Annotated in this window: 17 protein-coding genes and 1 tRNA gene; 11 read left to right on the forward strand and 7 right to left on the reverse strand. The window is 72.8% G+C overall.

Translation table 11 applies throughout. The annotated features are described in order from the left end of the window. Positions 1 to 43: 43 nt before the first annotated feature. The 3 genes from ACNNMR_RS12255 (at position 44) to ACNNMR_RS12265 (ending at position 2,301) form a co-directional block, all read left to right on the forward strand. Positions 44 to 385, forward strand: coding sequence for a PadR family transcriptional regulator (locus ACNNMR_RS12255; RefSeq protein ID WP_419994608.1), 342 nt, complete (start codon positions 44 to 46; stop codon positions 383 to 385). After that, entirely contained in the window at positions 382 to 1,137 is a 756-nt protein-coding gene (locus tag ACNNMR_RS12260) for a hypothetical protein (RefSeq protein ID WP_419994609.1), read from the forward strand. Before ACNNMR_RS12255 ends, ACNNMR_RS12260 begins: the two co-directional genes overlap by 4 nt. 147 nt (positions 1,138 to 1,284) lie before the next feature. Further along, positions 1,285 to 2,301, forward strand: coding sequence for an endonuclease/exonuclease/phosphatase family protein (locus tag ACNNMR_RS12265; RefSeq protein ID WP_419994610.1), 1,017 nt, complete (start codon positions 1,285 to 1,287; stop codon positions 2,299 to 2,301). Positions 2,302 to 2,334: 33 nt separating this feature from the next. Here the strand turns inward: ACNNMR_RS12265 and ACNNMR_RS12270 are convergent, their stop codons facing one another. Beyond that, the gene (locus ACNNMR_RS12270) at positions 2,335 to 3,069 is read right to left on the reverse strand and encodes an HAD hydrolase-like protein (RefSeq protein WP_419994611.1); all 735 of its coding nucleotides are present in this window, start codon (positions 3,067 to 3,069) and stop codon (positions 2,335 to 2,337) included. 68 nt (positions 3,070 to 3,137) lie between these two features. Between ACNNMR_RS12270 and ACNNMR_RS12275 the strand changes: the two genes are divergently transcribed. From ACNNMR_RS12275 to ACNNMR_RS12285, 3 genes are read left to right on the forward strand one after another with little or no spacing between them, the layout of a single operon-like run. Further along, complete coding sequence (locus ACNNMR_RS12275) at positions 3,138 to 3,734, forward strand: AAA family ATPase (protein WP_419994612.1); 597 nt, start codon at positions 3,138 to 3,140, stop codon at positions 3,732 to 3,734. Between the two features lie 55 nt (positions 3,735 to 3,789). Continuing rightward, a complete protein-coding gene (locus tag ACNNMR_RS12280) occupies positions 3,790 to 4,701 on the forward strand; it encodes a haloalkane dehalogenase (RefSeq protein ID WP_420000337.1) in 912 nt (303 codons plus the stop codon). After that, on the forward strand, positions 4,701 to 5,552 hold the full coding sequence (locus ACNNMR_RS12285) for an RNA polymerase sigma factor (protein ID WP_419994613.1): 852 nt from the start codon (positions 4,701 to 4,703) through the stop codon (positions 5,550 to 5,552). The genes ACNNMR_RS12280 and ACNNMR_RS12285 overlap by 1 nt, the downstream gene beginning before the upstream one ends. Positions 5,553 to 5,564: 12 nt before the next feature. On the opposite strand, the gene ACNNMR_RS12290 is transcribed toward ACNNMR_RS12285, so the two are convergent. Beyond that, positions 5,565 to 6,290 (reverse strand): GNAT family N-acetyltransferase, encoded by a 726-nt coding sequence (locus tag ACNNMR_RS12290; protein ID WP_419994614.1) that lies wholly within the window; start codon positions 6,288 to 6,290, stop codon positions 5,565 to 5,567. 60 nt (positions 6,291 to 6,350) lie between these two features. Here ACNNMR_RS12290 and ACNNMR_RS12295 point away from each other — a divergent pair. The 4 genes from ACNNMR_RS12295 to ACNNMR_RS12310 all read left to right on the forward strand — a co-directional run bounded on the left by ACNNMR_RS12295 (position 6,351) and on the right by ACNNMR_RS12310 (position 9,136). Then, positions 6,351 to 6,425: transfer RNA gene (locus ACNNMR_RS12295), tRNA-Val, on the forward strand. A gap of 130 nt (positions 6,426 to 6,555) precedes the next feature. Further along, entirely contained in the window at positions 6,556 to 7,158 is a 603-nt protein-coding gene (locus ACNNMR_RS12300; RefSeq protein ID WP_419994615.1) for a DUF1707 SHOCT-like domain-containing protein, read from the forward strand. 104 nt (positions 7,159 to 7,262) lie between these two features. Further along, entirely contained in the window at positions 7,263 to 7,703 is a 441-nt protein-coding gene (locus ACNNMR_RS12305) for an iron chaperone (protein WP_419994616.1), read from the forward strand. A 176-nt stretch (positions 7,704 to 7,879) separates the two neighbouring features. Next, on the forward strand, positions 7,880 to 9,136 hold the full coding sequence (locus ACNNMR_RS12310) for a hypothetical protein (RefSeq protein ID WP_419994617.1): 1,257 nt from the start codon (positions 7,880 to 7,882) through the stop codon (positions 9,134 to 9,136). A gap of 16 nt (positions 9,137 to 9,152) precedes the next feature. Here ACNNMR_RS12310 and ACNNMR_RS12315 read toward each other — a convergent pair whose 3' ends face one another. Then, positions 9,153 to 9,374, reverse strand: a complete 222-nt coding sequence (locus ACNNMR_RS12315) for an FmdB family zinc ribbon protein (protein WP_419994618.1) — start codon at positions 9,372 to 9,374, stop codon at positions 9,153 to 9,155. Positions 9,375 to 9,521: 147 nt separating this feature from the next. Between ACNNMR_RS12315 and ACNNMR_RS12320 the strand changes: the two genes are divergently transcribed. Continuing rightward, positions 9,522 to 10,163, forward strand: coding sequence for a DUF4383 domain-containing protein (locus ACNNMR_RS12320; RefSeq protein ID WP_419994619.1), 642 nt, complete (start codon positions 9,522 to 9,524; stop codon positions 10,161 to 10,163). 3 nt (positions 10,164 to 10,166) lie between these two features. Here ACNNMR_RS12320 and ACNNMR_RS12325 read toward each other — a convergent pair whose 3' ends face one another. The 4 genes from ACNNMR_RS12325 to ACNNMR_RS12340 are packed head-to-tail and all read right to left on the reverse strand — an operon-like array spanning position 10,167 to position 15,647. Continuing rightward, complete coding sequence (locus ACNNMR_RS12325; protein WP_419994620.1) at positions 10,167 to 10,850, reverse strand: O-methyltransferase; 684 nt, start codon at positions 10,848 to 10,850, stop codon at positions 10,167 to 10,169. After that, positions 10,847 to 11,653: an HAD family hydrolase gene (locus tag ACNNMR_RS12330; protein ID WP_420000338.1), complete on the reverse strand. Its 807-nt coding sequence runs from the start codon at positions 11,651 to 11,653 to the stop codon at positions 10,847 to 10,849. The genes ACNNMR_RS12325 and ACNNMR_RS12330 overlap by 4 nt, the downstream gene beginning before the upstream one ends. An 8-nt stretch (positions 11,654 to 11,661) precedes the next feature. Next, complete coding sequence (locus ACNNMR_RS12335) at positions 11,662 to 14,451, reverse strand: phosphoribosyltransferase (RefSeq protein ID WP_419994621.1); 2,790 nt, start codon at positions 14,449 to 14,451, stop codon at positions 11,662 to 11,664. A 23-nt stretch (positions 14,452 to 14,474) separates the two neighbouring features. Beyond that, positions 14,475 to 15,647: an HpcH/HpaI aldolase/citrate lyase family protein gene (locus ACNNMR_RS12340; protein WP_419994622.1), complete on the reverse strand. Its 1,173-nt coding sequence runs from the start codon at positions 15,645 to 15,647 to the stop codon at positions 14,475 to 14,477. Positions 15,648 to 15,795 lie beyond the last annotated feature (148 nt).

A 15,795-nucleotide genomic window follows, 5' to 3' on the forward strand; every position in this document is an offset into this window, starting at 1 on the left:
CAATCTATACGATCGCTTCCCCACTTGGGTAGGCTGTCTAACCATGAAGGCGAGCGAAGTACGCGGGCACCTGGACGGACTGCTCCTGTCCGTACTCGAATCCGGCCCCCTGCACGGCTACGCGGTGATCACCGCGGTCCAGCAGCGCAGCAATGGCGTCCTGGAGCTGCGCAAGGGCACGATCTACCCCGCGCTCAACCGCCTGGAGCGACTCGGCCTGCTGCAGAGCACCTGGGAGTCCGCCGGCGAGCGCAAGCGGCGCTGCTACGAGCTCACCGACGCCGGGCGGCGGAGCCTGGAGACGGAGCGGAAGGTGTGGCGGGAGTTCACCGCCGCGATCGGCTCCGTGCTGGAGCCGGCGCCCAGGCCGGGGGCCGCCACGTGAGCGCGCCGCAGGCACCCGCGGAGCCCGCCGCCGCCGACCCGATCGAGGCGCATGTCGCGGAGCTGGCCGCCGTGCTGCACGGCCCGCCCCGGCAGAAGGACCGGATGCTCGCGGAGCTGCGCGAGGGCCTGCTCGACGCGGCTGCGGAGGTGGCGGCCGACGCGGCGCCGGACCTGGCGCCGGATGTGACGGCCGACGGCGAAGCTGCCCCCGGCGCCCAGCCCCTCGCCGCCGAAGCGGCCCGCGAGGCGGTCCGCCAGTTCGGCGCCATCACCGACCTGGCCCCCACCTTCCAGCGCGAACTCACCATCGCGCAGGCCCGCCACACCGCCCGCGGCGTCCTGCTCGCCGTGCCCTTCCTGCTCCCCTGCTGGTACGTGCTCGCCACCGCGGCCGTCTCCGCCGCTCACCAACTGCCGCACCTGGCCCAGGTGCTGCTCGCCCACCTCGGCGGCACCGCCGCCGCCACCGCGCTGGCCGCCGCCGCGTTCCTGGCCGCCACCGGCCCGCTCGCCCGCCGGCTGCCCGCCGCGGACCGCGCCGACCGGCTGCCGCTGGTGGTCGCCTGGACGGGCACCACCGCGGCGGTCGCCCTGGCACTCAGCGCGTGCACGCTCACCGTCGCCTCACTGCTGACGGCCAACTGGCCGTTGAGTGCGCTCGCGGGCGCGGTCACCATTGCCTGCCACTCAAAGATCGCGGCCTCCGCGCGCGCCTGCCGCCAGTGCGCGCGACTGCCGGCGACGGCCTGACCGTACGGCCGCCTCCACACCCGCCCTCAGCCCCACCCGCCAAGCCCGTACCCACTCCACCCCCACACGGGCCATCTGGCGTATGGGCACCCACACCCCCACTGCCGGACACTGCGAGCCACCCACCACCCGCAGGGGAGGCCCGCCATGGCGCTCATCGGCACGTGGAACCTCGAGAACCTCTACCGCCCCGGCGGCCCCTTCGGCCCGCCCGACAAGGCCGCGTACGAGGCGAAGCTCGACGCGATAGCGGCCGTCGTGGACCGGCTGCGCCCCGACATACTCGCCGTCCAGGAGGTCGGCGACCCGGGCGCCCTCGCCGACCTCGCCACCCACCTGGGCACCGGCGACCCGCCGGGCTCCTGGCACACGGCCCTGTCCGCGCACCCGGACTCCCGCGGCATCCGCGTCGGCTTCCTCTCCCGGCTCCCGCTCGCCGTCGTCGCCGATACGGACGCCTTCCCGCCGCCGCTGCACCGCGTCCAGGTGCAGGACTTCGGCCCGGCGGCGGAGAGCATGGGGCGCGGTGCGCTGGCGGTACGGGCCGAGCCCGCGCCGGGCGCCGAACTGCTGCTGATCTGCTGTCACTTGAAGTCGAAGCTGCTCTCCTTCCCGGGCGGCCGCTTCGCCCCGCGGGACGAGGGCGAGCGGGCGCGCTATGCCGCGTACGCCCTCTTCCGCCGCGCGGCCGAGGCGGCAGCCGTACGGCGGCTGGCGGACGAGCTGCTGACGGGATCCGCGGGCGAGGAGGGCCGGGAGGGCCAGGACAGCCCCGCCGCCCCGGCCAACCCCACCCCCCGCTCCCTAGCCCTCCTCGGCGACCTCAACGACGGCCCCGACGCCGCCACCACCCAGCTGCTGCACGGCCCGCCCGGCTCGGAGTTCGACTCCCCCGGCTTCGGCCGCCCGGACCGCGGTGACGCGCACCGCCTCTGGAACGTCGCCGCCCGCATCCCACCCGAGCGCCGCTACTCCCGCGTCTACCGCGGCCGCCGCGAGCTCATCGACCACGTCCTCCTCAGCCACGCCCTCCTCGACCGCCTGGCCGAGGTCACGGCGGGCTCGGGCGCGGCGCTGCCGTCGATGACCGACGATCCGGTACGGACCGCGGCGAACGGCCGCCCGTCGGACCACGCGCCGGTGCTGGCGCGGCTGAACTACTGACCCACAGCGCCCCGTTCAAAGACCGAGCGCGGCCTACGCGACGCCGATCGCCGCCAGCACCGCTCCCGTATCGCTGAGATCCGCCAGCACCACATCCGCCCCGGCCGCCGCCAGCTCCTCCGCCCCGGTCCGTCCCGTGGCCACGGCCACCGCCCGCGCCCCCGCGGCCCGCGCGGCAGCGACATCGCGCCGCGTATCGCCGATGATCACGGTGTCCGCGCCGCTGTGCCGCCGGCCGAGGTAGCGGGCGGTGCGGTCGAAGGCGTACGCCGACAGCTCATCCCGCTCCACGGCGTCGCCCCCGTACGCGCCGACGCGGAAGTCGAGGTGCCGGGCGAGGCCGAAGACGGTCATCTTCAGGACGGCGAGCGGATAGAGATTCCCGGTGAGTACGGACTGCGTCACGCCACCGCCTATCGCGGCCACCGCCGCCAACGCCTCGCCGGCGCCGGGCAGTACGTACCCCTCCTTGGCGAGCACGTCGGCGCGCGCATGCAGCTCGTCGACGACGAGGCGGACGAACTCCTCGAGATTGCCCTCGCGTTCCGGATCCACGCCGTGGTCGCGCAACACCGCCGCGGCGTTGGCGAGTTCCGTACGGCCGTCGAAGGCCCACGGCCGCTCGATGGACCGCCCGCCGGTGAGCCGCCGGAAGGCGGCGTCGTACGCGGCCCGCGAGACACCGGCGCCCTCGATCAGGGTCTGATCGATGTCCCAGAGAACCAGCAGCGGCACGGCGGCAGCGCCTTCAGCGCTCTTGGCGATCACGCCCGTACACTACCGGGCCCGGGGGTCGTTCCTGACCACACCGCCGCCCGCACCCGCAAGGAAGCCCCATGCCACCGGCTCCGCAGACGCCGCAAGCACCACCGACCCCACCGCCCCCGCAGACTCCGCAGGCGATCTACCTCATCACCGGAATCTCCGCCGCCGGAAAGTCCACCGTCGCCCAACTCCTCGCCGAACAGCTGCCGCGAGCGGTGCACGTACGCGGCGACGTCTTCCGCCGCATGGTGGTGACCGGCCGGGCCGAGATGACCCCGGACCCCTCCGCGGAAGCGGAACGCCAGCTGAATCTGCGCCACCGCCTGACCGCCAAGGTCGCAGACGAATACTTCGCCGCCGGCTTCTCGGTCGTGGCCCAGGACATCATCCTCGGCGACCGCCTCGCCCGCATGACCCGCCTCATCCGCGGCCGCCCCCTCCACGTCATCGTCCTCGCCCCCGGCCCGACGACGGTCGCCGTCCGCGAGGCCCAGCGCACCAAGTCCGGCTATGGCGGCGGCTGGTCGGTTACGGCCCTGGACCAGGCTCTCCGCAAGGACACCCCGCGCATCGGGCTGTGGCTGGACAACTCCGAACAGCACCCGCAGGAGACGGTGACGGAGATCCTGCGGCGGAGCCGGCCGCTGGGGTCGGACGACATCCCGTAGAACTTTCTCGCCGGTCGCTGTCACAACCGGGTGCGCCGCCGTGTCCAACCCTTCCATGAACAACATCCTCGAGACCAAGGTCCTCGACTCTTACATCGCCTACACCGAACCCACTCCACCCGCGCCGCCCGCCGAGCCAGGCCCGCCCGTGGTCTTCCTGCACGGCAACCCCACATCCTCGTACCTCTGGCGCAACGTCATACCGCACGTCTCCCCCCACTCCCGCACCCTCGCCCCCGACCTCATCGGCATGGGCGCCTCCGGCAAGCCCGACATCCCGTACCGCTTCGCGGACCACGCCCGCTATCTGGACGCCTGGTTCGAGGAGATGGGACTGGACGAGTTCGTGGTCGTCGGCCACGACTGGGGCGGCGCGCTGGGCATGGACCACGCCGCCCGCCATCCCGGGCGGATCAAAGGGATCGCGCTGCTGGAGACCTTCCTGCGGCCGCAGCGCTGGGCGGACATGCCGCGGGAGGGGCGGGAGCTGTTCCAGGCGTTCCGTACGCCCGGGGTCGGGGAGTCGATGATCCTGGAGCAGAACTTCTTCATCGAGAACCTGCTCCCCGGCCCCTTCAGCACGCAGCGCGGCCTGTCCGACGCCGACCTGGACGTGTTCCGGGCGCCGTATCCGGACCCGGCCTCCCGCAAGCCGCTGCTGCAGTGGCCGCGGGAGTTCCCCTTCGACGGCGAGCCGGCGGATGTGGTGCGGCGGATCGAGGCGTACGGGCAATGGCTGGCCGGCAGCCCGGAGGTGCCGAAGCTCCTCATGGCCGTGGCGGACGGGGTGGCCCTGGGCTCGGCGGAGAACATCGAGTGGGCCGCGCGGCACGCCGCTAACCTGACCGTCGAGGACATCGGGCCGGCCGGGCATCACGCGCCCGAGGACCAGCCGGACGCGATCGGGCAGGCCGTCGCGCGCTGGCTGGAGCGCAACGGCCTTTGCGGGGAGGGGGGACGGGGCTGATGGGGACGGCCGCGTACGAGGACGACAAGGCGCTGGTGGCCCGGGCCGTGGACGGCGACACGGCCGCCCTCGAAGAGGTCGTCACCCGCCTCCAGGACCCGCTGTACCGCCTGGCCCTGCGGATGACGGCCCGTCCGGCCGACGCCGAGGACGCCGTGCAGGACATCCTCATCCGCGTCATCACCCGGCTGGCGACCTTCCGCGGCGAGGCCGCGCTGCTCACCTGGGCGTATCGCGTCGGGGTCAACCACCTGCTGAACCTGCGCCGGAAGTCGCCGCAGGAGCAGGCGGAGCTGACCTTCGACGAGTTCGCGGAGGGTCTGGCCCGCGGCCTGGCCCCCGCGGACTACGCCGGCCCCGAGGCGGAGCTGCTGGCCACGGAGGTCCGGCTCACCTGCACCCAGGCACTGGTGCAGTGCCTGGACCGTACGGAACGGGTGGCGTACGTCCTGGGCGAGGTCTTCGCGCTCCCGAGCGCGGAGGCCGCCTGGATCATGGACGCGACCCCGGCCGCGTACCGCAAACGCCTGGAACGCGCCCGGACCCGCATCCGCGCCTTCCTCGGCAGCAATTGCGGCCTGGTGAACAAGTCCGCGGCCTGCCGCTGCGCCCGGCGCGTCGAGTCGGCGGTAGGCGTGGGCCGTATCGACCCGAAGCGCCCGGCCTTCTCCACCCACCCGGTGAATGGCGCCACGGTGCAGGACGTCTCCCGCCAGATGCACGCCCTCAACGACGCCGCGACGGTCCTCCGCAGCCACCCGGACTACGCGGCGCCGCGTGCTCGCGCGGAGGTGGTGCTGTCGCTGGTGCGGTCGGGGCGGTACTCGCTGCTGGCGGCAGGGGGTGCATGACGGCGTGACGGGTCACTGCGCGCCCACGGTCCAGATCCAACCGAGCGGCCGGAGCCCGAGCGTACGCGCGACGGCCTGCGAGGCACGATTAGCGGCACTGGTCCGATAGAAAAGCACCTCCTTGCGGCGCCCTTCCCGCGCAGCCCAGGCCGCCACGACCGCCGGGGCAAGGCCGCGCCCACGAAAGTCCTCGCGGGTCCAGATCCCGGTCTCGGCGGCGATGTCATTGGCGACAGGGGTGTGGGCGATGCAGACGACGTCCTTCCCACCATGCACGGCCATGGCCCACTCCCCCGCACCACCGCTGATGAGCCGACCCCACTCCTCGGCCTGCCAGTTCGAGGGCCGGATCAGCTCCCGCGCTGCGCGCCGCCCCTCCGCATCGGATGCGAGCAGCGGCAGCCCCGCGCCCGCCACCAGGTCAGCGAGCCGCCTCCGCCCACCGGGTGGCGGGAACACAAAACAGGGCCCACCCTCGACCGCCCCATCCACGAGCTGCCCAAGCGCCTGCGGCGCCCGCCCCGCCACGTACGCCTCACCCGCCAGATCGACCCCCTCGGCACGCAGGCACGCCGAGGGCGCAAGCGCCACCACCCGACCCCGCGGCGACCAGGCCCACACGACCGCCCGCCCGGCCCCATCGCCGGCCCCCTCGACCCACACCTCATCGACCAGCCGGAAATTGACGTCCACCTCAAGCGCCAGCAGCTCTCGCTCATCCCGCCCGGGTACGCGCATCCCCCGAGGCTAACGATTTGCGGCCCGGGCATCCCGGCAAGGTAGGCTGTCGACTCACCCGGGCGCGTAGCTCAGCGGTAGAGCGCCGCCCTTACAAGGCGGATGTCGGCGGTTCGAAACCGTCCGCGCCCACCAGGTGTGACCTTGACGGAAGCCCCGGACCACGATCGGTCCGGGGCTTCCGTCACTTGGGGTTCCGGGACTCGCGATATAGCGTTAGTTCGTCAGGCGGCCGGGGGATGTCGGGTGGAGGCAGGGCGGAAGCATGTCGGGTGAGTTGCGGGCCTCGCACGCGGAGCGGGATCGGGTTGTTGAGGTGTTGCGGGTCGCGGCGGGGGATGGGCGGCTGACCGGGGCGGAGCTCGATGAGCGGGTGGGGGCCGCGCTGGCGGCGCGGACCCAGGGGGAGCTGGCGGGGCTGACCGCTGATCTGCCGCCCGTGGCCGCGATGGGTGTCGGGGGTGAGGTCGCCGAGGTCAAGGACGTCGTCCGGATTCAGCAGGCGCACAGCGGTGCGATCAGGCGCGAGGGGCGCTGGGTGGTGCCGCGGCGGATGGAGCTGGCGACGCAGTGGTGCGAGGTGACGCTCGACTTCACCCAGGCGGTGATCACGCACGGCACCCTGACCATCGACATGCATGCGAGCGGCAAGACCCTCACGCTGATCACCAGGCCGGGCGTCGTGGTCGATATGGATGCGCTGAGCCTGGCGCACGTAAAGGTCAAGGTCCGGCAGTCCCCGGACGACGGCGACGTTCCCGTACCGACCGCGCTGCGCGTGGTGCTGACCGGCCAGAAGGCGCATGGCCGCATCGTCGTACGGCCCGCCGGGCGCACCTTCGGCGAGTGGCTGCTCCGCAGGCCCTGACCAGGCCAAAGGCACTCGATCAGTTTTGGAGAAGCCAACCGCGCCGCCGCTTTCTACCGTGGAGAGCGAACCCGGAAACGTAGATCCGACACAGGGAGCCGGCCATGGCCAAGGAATCGCAGCAGTCCGCCTTCACCGAAGAAGAGCGCGCCGCCATGAAGGAGCACGCCCAGGAGGTGAAGGCCACCCGCAAGGGGGCCCGTAAGACCAAGGCCGACGCCGAGGCGGCGCTGCTCGAGAAGGTCGCGGAGATGCCGGAGGAGGACCGGGTCCTCGCCGAGCGGATCCACACGATCATCAAGGAGAGCGCGCCGGAGCTGGCGCCGAAGCTCTGGTACGGGATGCCCGCGTACGCCAAGGACGGCAAGGTCGTGTGCTTCTTCCAGGCGGCGTCGAAGTTCAAGTCGCGGTACGCGACGTTCGGCTTCAACGACCCGGCCAACCTGGACGAGGGCAGCATGTGGCCGACCGCCTTCGGCCTCACGAAGCTGACGGCCGCGGACGAGAAGGCCATCGCCGCGCTGGTGCGGAAGGCCGTCAGCTGACGCTCGACCGGACCGTCACCTGACGCTCCGACCCCACCCTCGTACGTGATCACCGTCTCACCTGTGTGACAGCCCCCTCCCAGGCCTCTCGGTTCCGCACCCGCGGGTGGGACAATGGTGAGCCGGTGGACCGCAGCGGAGCTGCTTGGCGGTGGCGAGCGGGGAGTGGACGGACTTTGACGACACACGGCACCAGGCGCTGGGGCTGGGGCGGCGGCCGCGGAGACAGCGCGCGGGCCGAGGCGCAGGCGGCCCGGGACGCGGCGGCGACGGCGTTCTACGAGCTGGACACCGCGCAGCGCGACCTCAAGATCTCGATCGAGACCATCGCCGCCGTGGACGATTCCCCCGCAGGGCGCCAGGCGGAGCGCGACTTCGCCACGCTCGGGCAGCGCATCGACCGCGTCAGCCAGACCTACATCACCGCCGTCGACGCGCATGACCTCGACCGGGACGACCTCGCCCCGGGGACCGCCGCCCAGGCGCGGCACGAGCTGCAGCAGTCCACCAACGAGCTCGAACGGGTCCGCGCCGACCTCAACCACTTCGCCCACTCCCTCGGCCCCCTGCTCCAGGACGCCGAGACCCAGCTCGCCCGCCTCGCCCCCGCCGTCGAGCGCGCCCGGCAGGGGCTGCTCGCGGCGAGCAATGCCCTCGACGCGGTACGGGCCGAGGGCTTCAAGGCCGACGACCTGGCGGCCCGGCTCGCCGCGCTCGGCCCCGAACTGACCAAGCTCAACGAGGGCGCAGGCCGGCACGGCGTGCCGGAGACCATCCACCGCGCGGTCGAGGTCCAGCGGACCGCGGAGGCGCTGCGCGGCGAGGCCGAGCAGCTGCCGAAGAAGGCGGCGGACATGGACAAACGCCTGGTCAGCCTACGCACGCGGGCCCAGGCGCTGGGCACGAGAGCCGAGGGCGTCGGGCCGATCCTCAGCGAGCTGCGGCGCCGGTTCGCCCTGGCCTGCTGGCAGGATCTGCAGGCCGTACCGGAGCAGGCGAAGCAGGCTGTCGCGCAGGCCGAGGAGAAGATCCGCGAGGCCTCCCGCGCCCGCAATGACCAGCGCTGGCCGGACACCACGGCCCTGCTCGGCACCGTACGCGCGCTGCTCAACGACACCGACGAGGCCGTCACCGCCGCCGGCGACCGGCTCCGCCGCCTCAACGAGGTGCAGAAGGACCACTCCGCCGAGGTCGACAAGACCCGCTTCGCCATCCGCGACGCCCAGCGGCTGGCGATGACCGGGCGCGCCAATCCGGACCCGCGGCATGCGCAGCCGCTGGACCAGTCGGTGGAGCGCCTGGACCGCGCCGTCGCGGGCCTCACCGGGAAGCACCCGGACTACTGGCACTTCCTCACCGAGACCGAGGCGATCCGGGAGACGGTGGCACGGGTGGTGCAGGCGATCAGGGATGAGATGAGCGGGCGGGGTTAAGGCCCAGCCCTCGTCTTTACGAGCAGCAGCCCCCGCCGCAGCACCCGCCGCCACCGCCGCCCTGCGGAGCCGGGGCCGGGCCCGCGGCCGCCACCCCGCCCACAGCCACCGTCGACAGCAGCTTCACCGCGTCGCCATGGCCCTCCGGGCACGGCGCCGGGGCTGAGGACTGGGACATCGGACGGTTCAGTTCGAAGGTCGTGCCGCATGACCTGCAGCGATACTCGTATCGGGGCATGGGCAACAGGATAGCCGGGCGGGCACGAAGGGTAACGGGGGCGGCGGCCGGGATTACCGTACGTAACGGACAATTTGCCCGCCCCCGCGCCCCGGGCGGATGCTTGGGATACGTACGGCCTCTCCCCCCACCAAGGAGGTCGGAGCCATGGCCACCCCCACCCATCTCAGCCATTCCCTGGACGGCACCCCGCATCCGCTCGCGGGCGCGCCGACCGGGCCCGTGCTCGGCTCGCGTGATGCGTTGCATGAGCGCGGGGTGCAGTTCGGCAGTCTGGCGCATCGTACGAAGCTCGATGAGCATCTGCCGCAGGACCATGCCCTGTCCAATGTCTATCGCGCGGGTGCCGGCGTCGCCGGGCTCGGGCTGCTGGTGTTCGGCGTGCTCGGGCTCTTCAATCGCGTGTGGTTCTTCTCCCGCGAGGGCGACACCACGATGGGGCTGAACACCAACGGCGCCCTGTCCACCCTCTCCATCGCGGTCGGGCTGCTGCTGCTCTACGGCGCGTATCGCGGCGGCAACTTCGCTTCCACGCTCAACATGATTCTGGGCGCGGCGTTCCTGCTCAGCGGCTTCGTCAATCTCGCGGTGCTGCAGACCAGTTTCAACATCCTGGCCTTCCGCATGCCCAACGTCATCTTCAGCTTCATCATGGGGCTGGTGCTGCTGACCTTCGGCATGTACGGGCGGGTCAGCGGCGGGCTGCCGCATGACAATCCGTACTGGCGCACCCGCAATCCCGAGCGGGCGCTCGCGGAGGGGCGGGAGCACCACACGACGGTGGCGTAAAAGCTACTTCTTGCGCGCCAGCGTCAGGCCGTCCGCTACGGTCAGCAGGACGGCGTCCATCCGGGCGTCAGCGGCCACATGGTCGTTGAACGCCCGGATTGCCGCGCCGCCCGCCGCGGCCTGCGGGTCGATGACGGAGCCGCGGTAGAGGACGTTGTCCGCGACGATCAGGCCGCCGGGGCGCATCCGCGGAACCAGTTCCTCCCAGTAGTCGATGTAGGGCTCCTTGTCCGCGTCGACGAAGGCGAGGTCGATGTGCGGCTCGGTGGGCATCGCCCGCAGCGACTCCAGCGCCGGGCCGATGCGCAGCTCGACGCGGTCGGCGACACCGGACTTCTCCCACGCCTCGCGGGCCAGCGCCGTGAAGTCCTCCGACACGTCCAGGGCGATCAGCCGCCCCTCGGGCGCGGGCGGCAGGGCCTGCGCCATCGCCAGCGACGAGAATCCGGTGAAGACGCCGACCTCGACCACATGCTTCGCGTCGATCAGCCGGACCAGGAACGCCAGCAGCGGACCCTGCTCCTGCGCCGACTGCATCCCGGCGCGGTCGGGGAAGCGGGCCTGGGTGAGCTCGACCAGGTCGCGCTGGACGGCGTCGAGGGGCGGGTTGTGGTCGAGTACGTACTGGTAGAGCTCGGGGGACTGCTCGGGGCGCTTGTCGTGGGCGGGAGTGCCGGGAGTACTCATGCCCGGAATCCTGCCACCGCCGCGGCCGCCATGTCGCGCAGAATCCGCTCGCCCGCGGCCGCGCCGCGCTCGGCGAGCGCGGCGACGTGCGGCGCGGTCCAGCCTTGGTCGGCCAGCTCCCCGTGCCCCGGCCGCCAGCCGCGGTCGCCGGCGAGGAGGAGGTCCGTATCGAGGAGGGAGTCGCCCGCGGTGAGGACGGTGGTCGCGCCCGTACGGCGGACGAGCTCCGCCACCGCGGCGCTCTTGGTGAGCGGACGCGGCACGGCGTAGAGCTTGCGGCCCTGCAGCGATACGGTCCAGCCGCGCTCGTCCGCCCACCCGGCGAAGTCCTTCACCCACGCCTCCGGGAGCTCGGCCCGCTCGACGACCAGGACCTCGAAGAGGTCTTCCGCGGTGCGCTGCTTGCGCGGCCAGGAGGCGTCGGCGGTGGTACGGGCCAGGTGCTCGCGGATCTCGGCGAGAGGCGCGCAGCCGGCGTCGAGGGTGCGGCGGACCTCGGCCTGCCAGTCCGGGTCGGAGACGCCGTCGACGAGGAGGTGCCCGCCGTTGGCGCAGATCGCGTGCCGCGGGGGCGGGCCGGGGAGGTGGACGCGGGCGTACTGGGCGCGGGTGCGGGTGGTGACGGGGACGAAGGCGCCGGCGAGCTCCGTGAGGTGCGCGGCGGCGGCCTCGGTCATGAAGGAGAGCGGCTTGCCCTGGTACACCTCGACGCACAGGAGGCGCGGCGCGTCGGCGTCCGGGCCGGTCAACTCCAGTGCGGCGGCGGAGTAGATGAGGGTGCGGTCGAGGTCGCTGGCGACCATGGTGGTGCTCACTGGGCGGCGGCCTTTCCGTCGGCGCCGGTGGCGCCGCGCGTGTATTGGGGGTGGATCAGCCCGACGCACGTGTACGGCAGCCCGTCGGCCTCCTCGACCGGCACCCCGCGCTGCCGCGCCAGCAGCCGCACATGCTCGACGTCGACGCCCGCACCCCGCTTGACCAGCACCTTCCAAGGCACGCGGCGGAGCAGCACGCGGGTCGTCTCGCCGACGCCGGGCTTGACGAGATTGACGTTGCCGATCCCGTACGCCTCGCTGATCCGCTCGACGGCCGCCCAGCCTTCCCAGGTGGGCTTGCGCTCGGCGGAGTCGGGCTCCGGCATGGGGCGTACGTCCCCGGGGTCGGGGAAGCGGGCGGAGATCGCGTCGAGGAAGTGGCCGGAGAGGTCGGCGCCGGCCAGCTCGCGATAGAACTTCGCGCCGTGGAACTCCCCAGGCCCGGTCAGGTCGGCGCGCAGGACGGTGCGTGAAATGAGCCCGGAGACGGTGGAGTTGAGGCAGGCGGAGGGGATGAGGAAGTCCTCGCGGGTGCCGTACGTATCGACGCAGCGGCCCGGGTCGGCGAGGACGGCGATGCGGGGGTCGAAGCCGGGGTGCCCGGCGAGCGCCTCGGCGAGCTCGCGGGTGATCGCGCCCTTGCCGGTCCAGCCGTCGACGAAGACCACGTCGGCCGGGTCGTGGTGCCGGGCCAGCCAGTCGAGCGCGGTGGCGTCGATGCCGCGGCCGCGGACGATGGAGACGGCGTAGTGGGCGAGTTCGAGCCCGTGCGCGTGCCGCGCCCAGCGGCGCATGAGGATGCCGACGGGGGTGCCCGCGCGGGCGAGCGAGACGAGGACGGGGCGCTTCGACCGCTCGGCGAGAACCGTCTCGGTGACGGTGGCGACGGCGTGGGCGATGCGAGGGGCGGAGTCCTCGAGGGCGCTGTGGAAGAGCGCCTGGTAGGCGGGGCTCGGCTGGTATTCCACCGGCAGCGACTCGGCGTAGTGCGCCCCGCCCTGCTGGATGGCCTCCTCGCGCTCCTCGGTGGGGGCTTCGAGCGTGACATCGGAGAGGTCCTTCAGCAGCCAGCCGACTTCGTCGGGGGCGTAGGAGGAGAACTCCGGCCCGCGCAGTGCCTGCGGCAGGGGGCGGTGCGAGGGGATGACGGCGAGAAGCAGTCGGTGGGTGTGAGCGGCGAGGCGATCGAGGAGGCCGCCTTGGGCGTGCAGCTCCGGGGTGTCGCCGTGGGTGTCGGTGACGGCGACGATCGCGTCGAATCCGGTTTCGCCGGTGGGGGCGGCGACGTTGTAGGCGTAGCGCTCGCCGGGGCCGTCGTCGGGGGCGTCGTGGGAGGGGAAGGCGAGGCGGGTACGGATCGCGTATCCCGGGTCGTCGACGGCCAGGACGGGCGAGCGGGTGGTGGTGGAGAAACGTATCTCAGCACGGTCGCCCAGGTGGGCCTGCAGGGCGCGGGCGAGGCGGAGGGGGGCGTACATGAGCTCTTCGGTGCCGAGCACGAGGACGCGCAGGGCGCGATGCGCGCGGTGTGCGCGCGACTCGTCCTCGGCGCCGGTCCCGTACGCGGCCTGCGGTCCGGCTTCCGGTGGGACGGGTGCCGCCCCTCGGGCGGCCCGACCGCCCGCAGCCTTGGTACCCGCGAGGCTCTCGGCCAGCCGGACCGCCATCTCCGGCAGGGCCGACTCCAGCCGTTCGCGATGTTCCGGCAGGAAGCCGTGGCGGCCGCCGTCCGGGAGGCCTTCCGGCCAGCCGAGATCGACACGTATCGCTTCGCGGTCGACCTCGCCGGCTCGCGCCGCCTCGGTCTCCGACCGATCAGCCCGCGCCACACCGGTCCCTGCCCCGCCGGCTCGCGCCGCCTCGGTCTCCGACCGATCAGCCCCCGCCGCACCGGTCCCTGCCCCGCCGGCTCGCGCCGCTTCGGTCTCCGACCGATCAGCCCCCGCCGCCCCGGCCCCGCTCGCTCGCAACGCGCCGGACCCGCCCGGCCGCGCCGCACCGGCCCGTCCCGGCGGCGCCGCCTCAGTCTCCGACCCACCCTCTCGAGCGAGTTCAGCGGGCGGGTGGGTGGGGAGAGCGTCCGCCTCGGCGACCAGGGCCTGGCCGCGCGCAAGCACCCCCTCAGGCAGCGACACCTCGCCGCTCGCCAGCGCGACCACGTCGACTCGCGCCCCGAGGTCGGCCGCGAACTTCTCCATCGCCTGCCGCGACTCCGCCGACCGCAGGTCGACCAGCGACGCGACGACATACCGCTCCCGCTCATACGCCGCCTGCAACGCGGCGATCGTGTTGCAGATCGTCCGCCCCGTGGACAGCTCGTCGTCGACGAGCACCAGCGGCCCGCACCCGGCAAGCAGCCCGGCATCCTCCGGCAGCACCAGGTGCGACGTCGCGTGGCTGTGCTCCTCCTCGAAGCCCCCCGCCTGCCGCACGCCCGGCACCCGCCGCCGCGTGGAGTGCAGATACGCCGCCGCCCCCAGACCGTCAGCCGCGGCGTGCCCGAGACCGGTCGCCGTCTCGGCATAGCCGAGCACCACCGACCGCCCCGCATCCTCCGCGCCCAGCGCGGATCGCACGGCCTCCCCGAGCCGCACCCCGGCCCCGTACACGACCGACGGGTCCTGCGGCACATGCTTGCCGAGCACATTCGATACGAGCAGGTGCGCCCGCCGCGGATTGCGCCGCAGCGCAAGCCCCAGCAGCGACCGCAGCTCCGCCGACCCCGTCAGCGAGACGCCGAGCCGCTCGGCGACCCACTCCCCGGTCCAGTTTCCGGTCCCGTTCACGTTCCCGACCCCGTTCCCGCCGCTCACGCGACCCCCTTCAGCCCCGCGGTCAGCAGCTCCACGAAGGTCACGTCTTCCCGGGCGACCCCGAAGACCTCCGCCCGCTGCAGTGTGCGGCGCGCCCAGGCCTGGTGCGGCCGGGCCTCGTTCATCTTGTTCGTGTACGCGGAGCGCAGCACGCCGCCGCCCTCCGCCTCCTGCCGCAAGATATCCGTCGCGTCCTGGAACTCCTCGTGGCTGACCACGCTCAGCGCATGCACCGGCGCGACATGGCTGGGGTGGATGCAGGTCTTGCCCTGCAGCCCGTTCGCGCGGTCGAGCTCGATCTCGCGCAGCAGCCCGTCGATGTCGTGCTCGATCAGCGCGGCCCGGAACTGCTCCAGCGGCCCGGTCCCGAAGGGACTCCGCCGCAGCTGCGGCTTGAAGATCCGCTCGTACGGGCGGAAGTACTCCCACACCGGGCCGGTCACCGTGAAGCCGGTGCCGTCCGCCCGCCCCAGCACATTCACCACGTCCGCGATCACCGACGCGATCAGCTGGACGTCGTACGCCGTGATGTCCGGCGCGCGCCGCAGCCCGTACGCCGCCCCGAAGTCCGTCACGCCGAGCCGCAGCGCGAGCACCCGCTCGCGGTACTTGTCCACCACCGCCGCGACGCCGGCCAGCGTCGCCGCCCGGGTCTCCAGGTGCAGCAGCTCGGGGGACTCCAGGACCGGCATCGCGAAGAGCCGGCGGCCGCTGGCCTCCTCCGCGGCGGTCAGCGCCTCCAGGAACGGCACACCCCTGGCCTCGGTGAACTTCGGCAGCACAAATCCGGACAGCAGCCGCACCGCCGGGCCGAGGCGGGCGGTCAGACCGGTGATCTGCTCCGGCTCGCGGACGCGGACGAAGAGCATGGGGAGCTCCCGCCGCTCGTCCTCCGCGAGGGTGGTGAGCTGGCGGATGATGTTGGCCTCGGCCGAGCCGACCTCGTCGTCGGCTATCGCGTCCTCCAGGCACAGCACCATCGAGACCACGCCGCGGTCGGCCTGCTTCACGATGTCGGCGGCCAGGGAGGGCCGGGTCGCGGGCGTGTAGAGCGTGGCGCCGAGCGCGCAGGACAGGGTGCGGGCCGGCGAATCCGCGGTGAATTCCACCGGGTCCCGGTAAAAGAGACCCGCCCTTATATCAGGAGCAAGGTGCCCGAAGTGCCGCATACATTCCCCCTTTTTACTGGCCCTTTGCCATAGCCCGGCCGGGTAAGAGTACGAGCAGCAGTGGCCGAAACGTTCCCCCCGCGGATGAAATCCTCGTAACCGCCTGTCGACATTGACCTGCGGTCCCGAGCCGGCTCGGGGAACCCCG

This window comes from Streptomyces boninensis (assembly GCF_048572725.1).
GTDB lineage: Bacteria > Actinomycetota > Actinomycetes > Streptomycetales > Streptomycetaceae > Streptomyces > Streptomyces boninensis.

Coding starts and splice junctions, on each gene's coding strand:
- ACNNMR_RS12255 (WP_419994608.1), top strand. CDS start 44: ATGAAGGCGAGCGAAGTACGCGGGCACCTGGACGGACTGCTCCTGTCC.
- ACNNMR_RS12265 (WP_419994610.1), top strand. CDS start 1,285: ATGGCGCTCATCGGCACGTGGAACCTCGAGAACCTCTACCGCCCCGGC.
- ACNNMR_RS12275 (WP_419994612.1), top strand. CDS start 3,138: ATGCCACCGGCTCCGCAGACGCCGCAAGCACCACCGACCCCACCGCCC.
- ACNNMR_RS12280 (WP_420000337.1), top strand. CDS start 3,790: ATGAACAACATCCTCGAGACCAAGGTCCTCGACTCTTACATCGCCTAC.
- ACNNMR_RS12285 (WP_419994613.1), top strand. CDS start 4,701: ATGGGGACGGCCGCGTACGAGGACGACAAGGCGCTGGTGGCCCGGGCC.
- ACNNMR_RS12290 (WP_419994614.1), bottom strand. CDS start 6,290: ATGCGCGTACCCGGGCGGGATGAGCGAGAGCTGCTGGCGCTTGAGGTG.
- ACNNMR_RS12300 (WP_419994615.1), top strand. CDS start 6,556: ATGTCGGGTGAGTTGCGGGCCTCGCACGCGGAGCGGGATCGGGTTGTT.
- ACNNMR_RS12305 (WP_419994616.1), top strand. CDS start 7,263: ATGGCCAAGGAATCGCAGCAGTCCGCCTTCACCGAAGAAGAGCGCGCC.
- ACNNMR_RS12315 (WP_419994618.1), bottom strand. CDS start 9,374: ATGCCCCGATACGAGTATCGCTGCAGGTCATGCGGCACGACCTTCGAA.
- ACNNMR_RS12320 (WP_419994619.1), top strand. CDS start 9,522: ATGGCCACCCCCACCCATCTCAGCCATTCCCTGGACGGCACCCCGCAT.
- ACNNMR_RS12325 (WP_419994620.1), bottom strand. CDS start 10,850: ATGAGTACTCCCGGCACTCCCGCCCACGACAAGCGCCCCGAGCAGTCC.
- ACNNMR_RS12330 (WP_420000338.1), bottom strand. CDS start 11,653: ATGGTCGCCAGCGACCTCGACCGCACCCTCATCTACTCCGCCGCCGCA.
- ACNNMR_RS12340 (WP_419994622.1), bottom strand. CDS start 15,647: ATGCGGCACTTCGGGCACCTTGCTCCTGATATAAGGGCGGGTCTCTTT.